Raw genomic sequence first — 11780 nt, 5'->3', positions numbered from 1 at the left:
TGGGTGCCGTCCGCGGCGAGGTCCGATCCCGCGGGTGCGGTGCCCGCCGCCGGGAGCGGCAGGCGGCTGGCCTCCCCAGCCGGCACAAGGACCCGAGGAGCGCGCATGGCACTGGTCGTGCAGAAGTACGGCGGATCGTCCGTCAGTGATATCGACGCCATGCGGCGCGTCGCACGCCGCGTCGTGGCCACCCGGGAGGCGGGCAACACCGTCGTGGTGGTCGTCTCCGCCATGGGGGACACCACCGACGAGCTGCTCGACATGGCCGGGGCCCTGACCGCCGAGCCCCCCGTGCGAGAGATGGACATCCTGCTCAGCGCGGGCGAGCGCATCTCCATGGCCCTGCTGGCCATGGCCATCCACGAGCTGGGCGTGCCGGCCCAGGCCTACACCGGCGCCCAGGCCGGGGTGCTCACCGACTCCAAGTACGGGCGCGCCTCCATCGTCGGCGTCCTGCCCGAGCGCGTGGCCCGCTCCATCCAGTCCGGGGCGGTGGCCATCGTCGCCGGATTCCAGGGCATCAACGAGGTCGAGGACGTCACCACCCTGGGGCGCGGCGGCTCCGACACCACCGCCGTGGCCCTGGCCGCCGCCCTCAACGCCGATGTGTGCGAGATCTACACCGACGTCGACGGCCTGTTCACCGCCGACCCGCGTATCGTGCCCAGCGCCCGGCGCGTGGAGGCCCTCTCCAGCGAGGAGACCCTGGAGCTGGCCGCCCACGGGGCCAAGATCCTCCACCTGCGGGCCGTGGAGTACGCCCGCCGCTTCGGGGTTCCCCTGCACGTGCGCTCCTCCTTCTCCGACCGGACCGGCACCTGGATCTACGACGGGCGCCGCGAGGGCGCCTTCGTCCCCTCCCCCGCAGCCGCCCAGCTCGACGACGTCGTCGCCGCCGACTCCGCCGAATCGCCCGGGGCCTGCCGGGCCGCCGACGAGCCCGCCCAGCCCGCCGGCCCCCGCCCGCCCCGCGGCCCCCTGGACGAGGGCCCCTCGGCGCACGACGTCGACACCGCCCACCGCAACGCCATCTCCGCCAGGGCCAGCGCCCGCCCCCGCCCCTCAGCCAAGGAGGACCACGTGGAAGCCCCCGTCATCTCCGGCATCGCGCACGACCGCAGCCAGGACAAGATCACCCTCGTGGGCGTGCCCGACGTCCCCGGCGCCGCCGCCCGCATCTTCGAGATCGTCGCCGGCACCGACGCCAACATCGACATGATCGTCCAGGACGTCTCCGCCGAGGGCACGGGCCTGACCAACATCTCCTTCACCTGCCCCGACGGCGACTCCGCCGCCGCCCGCGCCGCCCTGGAGGCGGCCCGTGAGGAGCTGGGCTTCAAATCCCTGCACTTCAACCCCAACATCGGCAAGCTCTCCCTGGTGGGCGCGGGCATGCGCTCCCACCCGGGTGTCTCCGCCCGGCTCTTCGGGGCCCTGAGCGAGGCCGGGGTCAACATCCACATGATCTCCACCTCCGAGATCCGCATCTCGGTGGTGGTGGACGACGCCGTGCTCGACGAGGCCGTGCGCGCCGTCCACTCCGCCTTCGGCCTCGACACCCAGGCCGCCGAGGCGGTCGTCTACGGAGGGACCGGACGATGAGCACTGCGAGCACCGCACCCGTGAACACCTACAGCGGGCCGGCCGACGGCATCGTCGTGGCCGTCGTGGGCGCCACCGGCCAGGTGGGCCGCGTCATGCGCGCCATGCTGGCCGAGCGCGACTTCCCCGCCCGCGCCGTGCGCTTCTTCTCCTCGGCCCGCTCGGCGGGGACCGTCGTGGACTTCCGCGGCGCCCAGGTGGAGGTCGAGGATGTGGCCACCGCCGACCTGGCCGGCATCGACGTGGCCATCTTCTCCGCCGGCGGGGGAACCTCCAAGGAGTACGCCCCGCGCTTCGCCGCCGCGGGCGCCGTCGTGGTCGACAACTCCTCGGCCTGGAGGAAGGACCCCGAGGTGCCCCTCGTGGTCTCCGAGGTCAACCCCCACGCCCTGCGCCACCGCCCCAAGGGCATCATCGCCAACCCCAACTGCACCACCATGGCCGCCATGCCCGCCCTCAAGGTGCTCCACGAGGAGGCCGGGCTCGTCCGGCTCATCGTCTCGACCTACCAGGCGGTCTCCGGCTCGGGGCGCGCCGGGGTGGCCGAGCTGGCCGGCCAGGTGCGCGCCGCCGTCGGCCAGGACCTGGAGGGCCTGGGCCTGGACGGGCGGGCCGTGGACTTCCCCGCCCCCGAGGTCTACGTGGACACCATCGCCTTCAACGCCGTGGCCTGGGCCGGCGGCGACGCGGGCGACGGCTCCGGGGAGACCGACGAGGAGCAGAAGCTGCGCCACGAGTCCCGCAAGATCCTTGAGATCCCGGACCTGGCCGTCTCGGGCACCTGCGTGCGCATCCCCGTATTCTCCGGCCACGGGCTGAGCGTCAACGCCGAGTTCGAGCGGCCCATCAGCGTCGAGCGGGCCCGCGAGCTCCTCGGGGCGGCCCCCGGCGTCGAGCTCCAGGACGTGCCCAGCCCGCTCAAGGGCGCCGGGCGCGACGGCACCTTCGTGGGCCGCCTGCGCGCCGACCAGGCCTTCGCCCCCGGCCACGGCCTGCAGTTCTTCGTCGTGGGCGACAACCTGCGCAAGGGCGCGGCCCTCAATGCCGTCGAGCTGGCCGAGCTCCTGGCCGCCGAGCTGCGCGGCTGACTATCCCTGGCTCCTGGGCTGCACGCCGGAGTCCCCGTCGATCCGATAGTGCGCGGGGCCTCGGGCGCGTGCGCCCGGCAGCACCAGCGACACCGTCAGGGCGAAGACGGCAGTGGCGCAGAGGTAGATGCTCCTCGTGCTCATCTCATACGGGACCGGTGCAAGAACGGCGAGCGCTGCAGCGCTGAGCACTGGTGCGATGGGTGACTTCAGAGCCGCGATCATCACGGTTGCTCCGATGAGGAGCATGATGAGCAGAATCAGCCACACCGCCTCGTCCTGCTGCGAGAAGCCATATGCGAGGACAGTGATGAGAAGCGGAGCCATGACCCCCAGGAAGGTTCCCTCGAGTATGCGTGAGGCGCGGAAGCGGTTGCGCAGGAGACCAGGAGGGGTTTCGTGGATATCCCTGGCCCGTGCGGCGTCGAGGGCGGTGCAGACCACCGCATGACCGATTAGTGAGCCCGCGATGATGAAGAGCATCGTCACCATGATCTCGACCTTGTGGTTCAACCCCGAGCCGTGGTTGTCCACCAGTAGGTCAGCCACGATGACACCGGTGCCGATGATGCTCAAGGCAGCTCCAGCACTCGCGGAGGCAGTGGCTTGCCGACCGATGATGGCACTGAAGCCGACGATCAGCACCATCCCCTGAAGCAGTTGCGACACCGAGATGGGGTCCTCACTCCATGAAGAGGTGCTGTCGCCGGGAATGAGGACTGTGGCCATCAGCGCCGCTACTACTGCCGCTGCGGGTGCGCGCAGCCTGTTCCATAAGTCGATCGGCTCGGTCACGTGATCTCCTCCTAGCGGATGGTCATCCCGGGCTGAGGCACGGGCGAAGCACCTCCTGTGCTGTGGCGCCCACCGTTGCGGACAGCCATGCCCCCTGGGGCATAGGGGTATGTGGACGCTTGGCCGGTAGCCTATCGGCGTCATGTACCGCACAGGCCCGAACAGGAGGAACCCGGAGTGATGACGACGGCAACGGTGCAGCGCCAGGGCGGCGGAGCCGATCTTGAGGCGCAGGCTGTCATGTGCGGGTCACCGCTCTACCGCGAGGTCATCGACCTCTACCGGCGGGCCTTCCCCAAGGAGGAGCAGACCCCCCTGTGGCACATGCGCCTCATGTCGCTGCTGCCGGGAGTGGCCCTGCGCGCCTGGCGCGATGGGGAGGCGCTGGCCGGGCTGACCTTCACCGTGGAGTCGCGCACCATGGTGTGGCTGTTCTACCTGGCGGTCAACGACGCCGTGCGCTCACGCGGCTACGGCTCGCGCATCCTGGCCCAGGTGCGCCGGGAGGCGGCCGGGCGCCCCGTGGTCCTGGAGATCGAGCCGGTGGAGGCCGGAGCCCCCAACCCCGACCAGCGCCGTCGCCGCCTGGCCTTCTACGAGCGCAACGGCTTCACCCCCGCCGGATGCACCATCCACGAGGGCGCCCAGCGCTACACCCTGCTGAGCGACCGGCCCTTCGACGCCCAGGCCTTCAGCCGCATGGTGCGGCGCTTCTTCCTGGGGCTCGAATCCGTGCACCTGTCCTGCGACCAGGGCTGACCGCGGCCACCACAGCGGAGGCCGCGTGACATCCGCCGCGGCCGACCAGGGCCGCGCCAGGAATAGGCGACGGGGAGCATCTGTTGAGCCATCCTGAAACCTCCGATCCGAAAGGTCCGACCTATGGCCACCACGAGCATCACCGGCCCCGAGTTCAAGAGCACCATCCACGGCGAGGGCATCACCATCGTCGACTTCTGGGCCTCCTGGTGCGGGCCCTGCCAGCGCTTCGCCCCGGTCTTCGAGAAGGCCTCCGAGGCCAACCCCGACATCACCTTCGCCAAGGTCAACACCGAGGAGGAGCAGGAGCTGGCCGGCGCCCTGGGCATCTCCTCCATCCCCACCCTCATGGTCTTCCGCGACGACGTCCTGGTCTACCGCGAGGCCGGCGCCCTGCCCGCCTCCGCCCTGGACGCCCTCATCACCCAGGTCCGCGAGCTGGACATGGATGAGGTCAAGGCCAAGATCGCCGAGCAGGAGGGCTGAGCCCGGCCGGGGCGGGCCCCGCCATCGTCCGGGCGCACCGGTACGTGGGCCCGCCCCGCCTCCCGCCCGCCTGCCGCCCGTCCTGCCGGGGATCGGCGGCACGGTGTGATGTCCTATGAGACTTCGCCGCGTCCTATGGCGATGCCTGTGCGAATCTCACTGAGAAGCATCATGCAATGACGTGAATCTCCTCGCAGGTCACGGTTGCGTATCGGTTTTGTTGCTGCAATGACGCCGATTCGCGGCTCCGAGGGCGGACGGGGGCCGGTGCCCTCCCGCCTGCCGCACGGGCTATGGTGTGCTCAGGCAAGGCGAGGAGGGTAGATGAGCGGCTGCCGTCTTGGCGGAATCCCGGGCAATGTGGAGGATCTGCTCGCGCATGCCGCGGACGATCCCGACGTCGCCGACGGCTCCTACCCGTGGTCCGCTGCGGGCGTCCTCGACGCGCGCGGAGGCATCCGCGACCGCAGGGCCCTCCTGCTGCGCCTGGTCCTCTCCCTCATCCGCACCGACCCCCCGGTCGTCTCCAGCTGGGGGGACCTGACGCTCCCCGCGGATACGGGGGATCTGCGCGTCTACCTGGACTACCTGCTCACCACCCGCCCGCCCGGCCCCCTGCCGATCGCCGCCGCCAGGGACCTCGACCTCCTCCTGGCCACGGAGGCCGCCGCCCGGGGGGCCGTGGACGCCCTGTCCCTGCCGAACCTCGCGGCCACCCACGGCGTGCCCGGGACGCTGGGGCAGCGGGTGGCCCTGTGGCAGGGCGAGCTCTCGCGCCTGCGGGCCGACGCCGTGCTCAACGCCGCCAACGCGCGCATGCTCGGCTGCTTCGTCCCCGGGCACCGCTGCGTGGACAACATGCTCCACTCGGCGGCGGGGCCCGGGCTGCGCGCCGAGTGCGCCCGCTACATGGCCGACGCCGAGGCCGCCGACCCCGCCCGCCGCAGCACGGGGGAGCCCAGCGGCCGGGCCGTGCTCACCAACGGCTACCACCTGCCCGCCCTCTACGTCATCCACTCGGTGGGGCCCATGGCCGAGGACAACCGGCCGCCCAACCGCGAGGACCGCTACCTGCTGTCCTCCTGCTACACCAGCGCCCTGGACCTGGCCGACCGCCTGGGCATGAACAGCCTGGGACTGTGCTCCATCTCCACGGGGGCCTTCGGCTACCCCAAGCCCTGGGCCGCCGCCGTGGCCCTCGACGCCCTGGCCCAGTGGATGGCCGACCACCCCTACTCCCGGCTGCGCGTCGTCATCGCCCTGACCTCCGAGGCCGAGTACGCCGCCTTCGAGGGGACCCTGGCCCCGGCGCCCTGAGCGGGCGGGCCCATCCGGCCCGCTCCCATCCAGCCGGGCCCCGGCTCCCGGCCCCGATGATCGATCCCCAGGGGTGCGATGGGACGTCACTTCGCGACAAGGGCGTCACTTGGCGGAATGGACGTACCTTGTATGTGTCGCCTGAGTCGCGAAGTGACGCTCTTTTCGCGAAACGACGCCGGACGTGAGCCCCGCAGCCCTCCTGAAGCACTTAACCCTGCTGGTGCGCCCCCAGGCCGGGTCTTCGCCGGCCGCGCCCACAGCCTCCCGGGGAGGCGCTCCCTGGGCCCGGCCCCGGGCGTGGAGCGCAGTGGCTGCTGCTGGTGACCCGCCCCTGCTCGCCCGGCCCCGGGTGCGGGGCGCTCAGGCCGGCCGGGCCTGGGCGGCGGCCCGGGCGGCCGCCGGCGCAGCGGCCGCGATCGCCTCGATCTCGGCCTCGCCGTGGGCGGCGGAGACGAACCAGGCCTCGAAGACCGAGGGCGGCAGGGCCACCCCGGCCTCGAGGAAGGCGTGGAAGAAGGGGGTGTAGCGCCAGGTCTCCTGGGCGCGGGCCGCCTCGTAGTCGGGCACGCCCCGCTCGGCGGCCTGCGGGCCCAGCATGAGGGAGAACAGGGAGCCGGCCCGCTGCACGCGGTGCGCCACGCCCTGGGCCTCCAGGGCCCGGGAGACGATCTCGGCGATGGACCGGGCGGCGGTCTCGACGCGGCGGTAGACGGCGTCGTCGGCGAGCTGGAGGGTGGCCAGGCCCGCGGCAGTGGCCAGGGGGCTGCCCGAGAGGGTTCCGGCCTGGTAGACCGGGCCCAGGGGCGCCAGCAGATCCATGACCTCGGCCCGCCCGCCGACGGCGGCCAACGGCATCCCGCCGCCCACCACCTTCCCGAAGGTCAGCAGGTCGGGCACCCAGGCGGCGCGCTCGCGCCAGTCCCGCCCCGGCCAGGAGGGGGCGGCGGGGGCTGCCGCAGTGGCGGCGGCAGCGGATGGGGCGGTGGGGCTCCCGGTGGGCCCGGTCCCGTGGGCGCTCGGCCCACCGCTCCAGCCGTCGATGGCCTCCAGCCCCCACCAGCCGGCCGGCCCCACCCGGAAGCCGGTGAGCACCTCGTCCAGGATCATCAGGGCGCCGTGCTCGGCGGTGACCCGCCGGATCTCGGCGTTGAAGCCATCCAGGGGCGGGACGATCCCCATATTCGCCGGCGCGCCCTCGCAGATGACCGCGGCGATCCGGGGGCCCTGGGCGGCGAAGCACTCGCCCAGCGCCTCGGCGTCGTTGTAGGGCAGGACGATGGTCTGGGCGGCCACCGCCTCGGGCACCCCCGCGCTGCCCGGCAGGCCTCCCGTGGCCACCCCCGAGCCCGCCTCGGCCAGCAGGCCGTCGGAGTGACCGTGGTAGCAGCCGGCGAACTTCACCACCAGGTCGCGGCCGGTGGCCCCGCGAGCCAGGCGCACCGCCGTCATGGTGGCCTCGGTGCCGGTGGACACGAAGCGGATCCTGTCCACCGCCGGGACGCGGCGGCGCACCTCCTGGGCCAGGAGCGTCTCGGCCTGGGTGGGGGCCCCGAAGGACAGCCCGCGCGCCGCCGCCTCCTGGACGGCCGCGACGACCCGGGGGTGGGCGTGGCCCAGGAGGGCCGGGCCCCAGGAGCCCACCAGATCCACCAGTTCGGCGCCCTCCGCATCGCGCAGGCGCGCGCCACTGGCCGAGACGATGAAGCGGGGCGTTCCGCCCACCGAGCCGAAGGCCCGCACGGGGGAGTCCACGCCCCCGGGGATGACGGCGCGCGCCTGGGCGAAGAGCTCGGCGTTGGTCAGGCTTTCCGGGGCGGGGGGCTCCTGGTGGGGCATGCGTGCTCCTGCGGTGGTGAGGACGGCGGGCTTGGCGGGCGGAGGGCTCCCGCGCCCGGTGCGCCGGGCGCGCGGCGGTGGGTGCCCTGCTGCCCAGGGAGTCTACCGGCGCGCCCGGGTGGTGCCGCGCCCACGGCTGCGGGGCCCGTGCCCGGAATCGGCCCCGGGGGCATGGAGCGGCCTGCCCGCAGGGTCGCTGACGCTGATCCGTGGCTTCGCTGATGCGAGAAGTCGTAGGTTCGCTGCTCTCAACTTGCAGGTCCGCTGGCCTGGGGCCTCAGCGCAGCGCCGGGTTCTCGGCGACCTCGCGGGCCCAGTAGGTCAGGATCATGTCCGCCCCGGCGCGCGCGATCCCCAGCAGTGACTCGGCGATGACGCGCTCGCGCTCCACCCAGCCGTTGCGGGCGGCGGCCTCGACCATCGCGTACTCCCCGGAGACCTGGTAGGCGGCCACCGGCACGGGGCTGGCGGCCGCCACCGCCGCCAGCACGTCGAGGTAGGGGCCGGCGGGCTTGACCATGACGATGTCGGCGCCCTCGGCGGCATCCAGGGCCGCCTCGCGCAGCCCCTCGCGCCCATTGGCCGGGTCCTGCTGGTAGGTGCGCCGGTCCCCGGTGAGCGTGGAGCCCACCGCCTCCCGGAAGGGCCCGAAGTAGGCCGAGGCGTACTTGGCGGAGTAGGCCAGGATGGCGACGTCGTCGTGCCCGGCGGCATCCAGGGCGCCTCGGATCGCCGCGACCTGCCCGTCCATCATCCCCGAGGGGGAGACCATATGGGCCCCCGCCTGCGCCTGGGCCACCGCCATCGCCTGGTAGAGGGGCAGGGTGGCGTCGTTGTCGACCTCGCCGGCGCGGGGGCCTGGGCCTCGCAGCACCCCGCAGTGCCCGTGGCTGGTGAACTCATCGAGGCAGGTGTCGGCGCACACGACCAGCGCGTCCCCCACCTCGGCGCGCACGGCGGCGATCCCCCGGTTGAGGATGCCCTCCTGCGCCCAGGCCTGGGATCCGGTCTCGTCGCGGGCGGCGGGCACCCCGAACAGGTCGATGCCGCCGATGCCGGCCTCGGCGCAGGCGGCGGCCTCACGGCGCAGGGTCTCCAGGGTGTGCTGGACGACGCCGGGCATGGCCCCGACGGGGCGGGGCTCGCTGATGCCCTCGCGCACGAAGACCGGCAGGATGAGGCTGGCCGGGTCGACGACGTGCTCGCGGGCCAGGCGCCGCATGGCCGGGGTGGTGCGCAGCCGCCGGGGCCGGACCACGGGCGGCGTGGGGGCGGGGATGCCGTGGCGGGCCAGGAGGCCGGCGGCGTCGGCCGGGGCGGGGGCGGGCGTGGCGTGGGGGGTCATGGCGATCCTTCGTGGACTTGCGGTGGTGGGATGAGGATGGCATGAGCGGGCGATGCCGCGGGGCAGGGGCGCCCGCCCGCGTGCTGCACATCTTCAACCGCGTGGTGGGGGAGTGGGCCGCGGAATCATGCGGATCATGCGGCTGGGATCGGCTTTTCGGGCTCTGAAGATGTGCAACGCAGGTGGTGCTGCACATCTTCAACCGCGTGGTGGGGGAGTGGGCCGCGAAATCATGCGGATCATGCGGCTGGGATCGGCTCCCCGGGCTCTGAAGATGTGCAGCGCCGCCTCGGCGGGGCGCCCTCACGGCCCCCGCAGGGCCTCCTCCACGGCCTCGCGCACGCCCTGCGGCGTCGGCGCACCGGCCACCGCCGCCACCTCCAGGCCCAGGCCCCTGGTCGCGCGCGCCGTCGTGGCCCCGATGGCCACGAGCCGCACGGACCTCGGGGGGCGGCCCAGCAGCTCCACCATGGCCCGGGCCGTGGAGGGCGCGGTCAGGACGACGGCGTCCACGCCGCGCTCACCACGGCCCTCACTGCTGTCATCAGTGCCGTTCTCACCGCCCCGGGGGCGCCAGGCGCCCCGCAGCTCCTCGGGCACCTCCCCGGGCTCCAGGGCCTGCGTCGTGTAGGCCTCCACCTGCGCGACCTCCCAGCCCGCGTGCCGCAGCCCCCGGGCCAGGGCGGGGTCGGCCAGGGCCGAGGCGGGCAGGAGCAGGCGCCGGTCCGCGCGCGGATCCCGGGAGCGGGCCTCCGGGCAGTGGCGCGCGGGCGGGCCCGGCGCGCGCGGCGCCTGAGCGCCGGGCGCCGTGGCCACCGCGGGGCGCGGGCCGGCGGCCAGCTCGGGCAGGTCCAGGAGCGCCGCTGCGCTTCCCCGGGCCACCAGGTCCGGGGCCAGGCCGGTGGCCTTCTGCCAGGCCCGGGCCGTGGCCGGGCCGACGACGGCGACCCGCACCCTCCCGCCAGCCCTCGTCCCGCCCCGCTTCGCCGGCTCCGGGCGGGGCAGCGCCCGGAGCAGGTGGGGGGCGAGGGCCTCCACGGTGCGCGCCGAGGTCAGCACCAGCCAGGCCGCCCTGCCCGCCGCCAGATCCTCGCAGAGGCGCGACAGCCCCTCCTGGTGCCGGGGACTTGTGATGCTGCGGGTGAGGGCGGCCCGCAGCACGCGGGCGCCGCCGCGCACGAGCTCGTGGGCCAGGGCATCGGGATCGCGCCGGCGCGGCAGGAGCACCGTGCGCCCCGCCAGGGCCCCAGCGGTGGAGCCCCGGTGGGGGGAGCGGGGGGAGGCGGTGCCCGGACGGCTCTCAGGGGCGGCCGTATCACCGCCCCCATCGTGGGTCGCGACGTGGGTGGGGCTCATCATCCGCGCCGCTCCGGCCTGCCGGCGCGCAGGTCGACGAGCCTGCCCGCACCGTCCTCCAGGAGGGCCGCCGCCGCACGGGCGCCCAGCTCCTGGGCCGCCGCCAGGTCGGGCCCGGAGGCCGGGACGGTGCCGGCGCCCCCGGGAGGGCAGGCCGGGCCCAGGGCCGCACGCTCGGTGCAGGCCACGCGCCGGCGGCCATCCGGCGCGCAGACCAGGGCGCGCAGCTCCAGCGCCCGGCCTGCGGCCCCCGTGCTGCCGGCCCCGCCTGGCGCCGGCTCCGCGTCGACCTCGACCACGCGGGCCCAGGCCCCCAGGGGCGCCGCGCAGCCCGCCCCCAGGGAGGCCATGAGCGCGCGCTCCGCCGTCACCGCCAGCCGCGTGGCCGCATCCTCCAGCCGGGCCGCGGCATGCCCCAGGGCGGGGCAGTCCTGGCGCGCGCCCGCCCGGGCCTCCAGGGCCAGCGCCCCCTGGGCCGGGGCTGGCAGCATGCCCCCCGGGTCCAGGACCTGGGTGGCGCAGTGCCCCAGGCCCAGGCGCTCCAGCCCCGCCATGGCCAGCACGACGGCGTCCAGGTCCCCCTCGGCGTCGCGCACCGCCGGGGCCACCGGCTCATCGCGGCCCACCCCGAGCGCCCCCGTCATGCCCCGCACCCGGGCCAGGCGCGTGGGCACGTTGCCGCGCAGGTCCACCACCTCCAGGTCGCCGCGCAGCGCCAGCAGCTGTGCGGCCCGGCGCGGGGAGCCGGTGCCCACCCGCGCCCCGTGGGGCAGCTCCTCCAGGCTCAGCCCATCACGGGCGCACAGGGCATCCCGGGCATCCTCGCGGGCGGGCATGCAGATGATCTCCAGGCCCTCCGCCGGCGCGGAGGGCAGGTCCTTGCAGGAGTGGACGGCCAGATCCACCTCGCCGTCCAGCAGGGCCAGGCGCAGCCGGGCGGCGAAGACCCCCACGCCCCCCAGGTCGCGCAGGGGGGTGCGGTTGCCGTCGCCGCGGGTGCGCACGGTGACCATCGAGACCGGCGGCCCGCCCGCCCCCTCCAGGGCGCGGGCCACCTGCTCGGACTGGGTCAGGGCCAGGCGCGAGCCCCGCGTCCCCAGGCGCAGGCCCGGGCCCGGCCGGCCCCGGGCCCGCCGCTCGCCGTCACCGCGGCCCCTGTGCCGGTCATGCATGAGCGGCTCCTCCCCTTCCCT

General features: G+C 74.6%; 10 protein-coding genes. 5 read left to right on the top strand and 5 right to left on the bottom strand.

The features are described 5' to 3' along the window. The first annotated feature begins 105 nt into the window (after positions 1-105). Entirely contained in the window at positions 106-1602 is a 1497-nt protein-coding gene (locus tag J5X07_RS00935; protein WP_208478359.1) for an aspartate kinase, read from the top strand. Further along, positions 1599-2690: an aspartate-semialdehyde dehydrogenase gene (locus J5X07_RS00930; RefSeq protein WP_124933992.1), complete on the top strand. Its 1092-nt coding sequence runs from the start codon at positions 1599-1601 to the stop codon at positions 2688-2690. Before J5X07_RS00935 ends, J5X07_RS00930 begins: the two co-directional genes overlap by 4 nt. On the opposite strand, the gene J5X07_RS00925 is transcribed toward J5X07_RS00930, so the two are convergent. Continuing rightward, on the bottom strand, positions 2691-3485 hold the full coding sequence (locus J5X07_RS00925) for a hypothetical protein (protein ID WP_124933991.1): 795 nt from the start codon (positions 3483-3485) through the stop codon (positions 2691-2693). Between the two features lie 180 nt (positions 3486-3665). Here J5X07_RS00925 and J5X07_RS00920 point away from each other — a divergent pair, with 180 nt between their 5' ends. The 3 genes from J5X07_RS00920 to J5X07_RS00910 all read left to right on the top strand — a co-directional run bounded on the left by J5X07_RS00920 (position 3666) and on the right by J5X07_RS00910 (position 6047). Continuing rightward, positions 3666-4244 (top strand): GNAT family N-acetyltransferase, encoded by a 579-nt coding sequence (locus J5X07_RS00920; protein ID WP_124933990.1) that lies wholly within the window; start codon positions 3666-3668, stop codon positions 4242-4244. A gap of 123 nt (positions 4245-4367) precedes the next feature. Next, on the top strand, positions 4368-4730 hold the full coding sequence (trxA, locus tag J5X07_RS00915; RefSeq protein ID WP_124933989.1) for a thioredoxin: 363 nt from the start codon (positions 4368-4370) through the stop codon (positions 4728-4730). Positions 4731-5054: 324 nt separating this feature from the next. After that, positions 5055-6047, top strand: a complete 993-nt coding sequence (locus J5X07_RS00910) for a macro domain-containing protein (protein WP_124933988.1) — start codon at positions 5055-5057, stop codon at positions 6045-6047. A gap of 363 nt (positions 6048-6410) precedes the next feature. On the opposite strand, the gene hemL is transcribed toward J5X07_RS00910, so the two are convergent. From hemL to hemC, 4 genes are all read right to left on the bottom strand, one after another. Then, complete coding sequence (hemL, locus tag J5X07_RS00905) at positions 6411-7886, bottom strand: glutamate-1-semialdehyde 2,1-aminomutase (protein ID WP_124933987.1); 1476 nt, start codon at positions 7884-7886, stop codon at positions 6411-6413. 277 nt (positions 7887-8163) lie between these two features. Beyond that, positions 8164-9231 carry a porphobilinogen synthase gene (gene hemB, locus J5X07_RS00900; protein ID WP_124933986.1) on the bottom strand — a complete coding sequence of 356 codons (1068 nt, stop codon included), beginning with the start codon at positions 9229-9231 and terminating at the stop codon, positions 8164-8166. Positions 9232-9534: 303 nt separating this feature from the next. Next, positions 9535-10587, bottom strand: a complete 1053-nt coding sequence (locus tag J5X07_RS00895; RefSeq protein WP_124933985.1) for a uroporphyrinogen-III synthase — start codon at positions 10585-10587, stop codon at positions 9535-9537. After that, positions 10587-11759, bottom strand: coding sequence for a hydroxymethylbilane synthase (gene hemC, locus J5X07_RS00890; protein ID WP_124933984.1), 1173 nt, complete (start codon positions 11757-11759; stop codon positions 10587-10589). The genes J5X07_RS00895 and hemC overlap by 1 nt, the downstream gene beginning before the upstream one ends. Positions 11760-11780 lie beyond the last annotated feature (21 nt).

Origin of the sequence: Actinomyces bowdenii, assembly GCF_017592395.1 — a bacterium.
GTDB classification, from domain to species: domain Bacteria; phylum Actinomycetota; class Actinomycetes; order Actinomycetales; family Actinomycetaceae; genus Actinomyces; species Actinomyces bowdenii.
Note: the sequence above shows the minus strand (reverse complement) of the source record. Positions and strands in the feature narration are given on the sequence as shown.

Excerpts from the sequence above, each read along its gene's own strand:
- J5X07_RS00935 (WP_208478359.1), top strand. The coding sequence starts at position 106 with ATGGCACTGGTCGTGCAGAAGTACGGCGGATCGTCCGTCAGTGATATC.
- J5X07_RS00930 (WP_124933992.1), top strand. The coding sequence starts at position 1,599 with ATGAGCACTGCGAGCACCGCACCCGTGAACACCTACAGCGGGCCGGCC.
- J5X07_RS00920 (WP_124933990.1), top strand. The coding sequence starts at position 3,666 with ATGACGACGGCAACGGTGCAGCGCCAGGGCGGCGGAGCCGATCTTGAG.
- trxA (WP_124933989.1), top strand. The coding sequence starts at position 4,368 with ATGGCCACCACGAGCATCACCGGCCCCGAGTTCAAGAGCACCATCCAC.
- J5X07_RS00910 (WP_124933988.1), top strand. The coding sequence starts at position 5,055 with ATGAGCGGCTGCCGTCTTGGCGGAATCCCGGGCAATGTGGAGGATCTG.
- hemL (WP_124933987.1), bottom strand. The coding sequence starts at position 7,886 with ATGCCCCACCAGGAGCCCCCCGCCCCGGAAAGCCTGACCAACGCCGAG.
- hemB (WP_124933986.1), bottom strand. The coding sequence starts at position 9,231 with ATGACCCCCCACGCCACGCCCGCCCCCGCCCCGGCCGACGCCGCCGGC.
- J5X07_RS00895 (WP_124933985.1), bottom strand. The coding sequence starts at position 10,587 with ATGAGCCCCACCCACGTCGCGACCCACGATGGGGGCGGTGATACGGCC.
- hemC (WP_124933984.1), bottom strand. The coding sequence starts at position 11,759 with ATGCATGACCGGCACAGGGGCCGCGGTGACGGCGAGCGGCGGGCCCGG.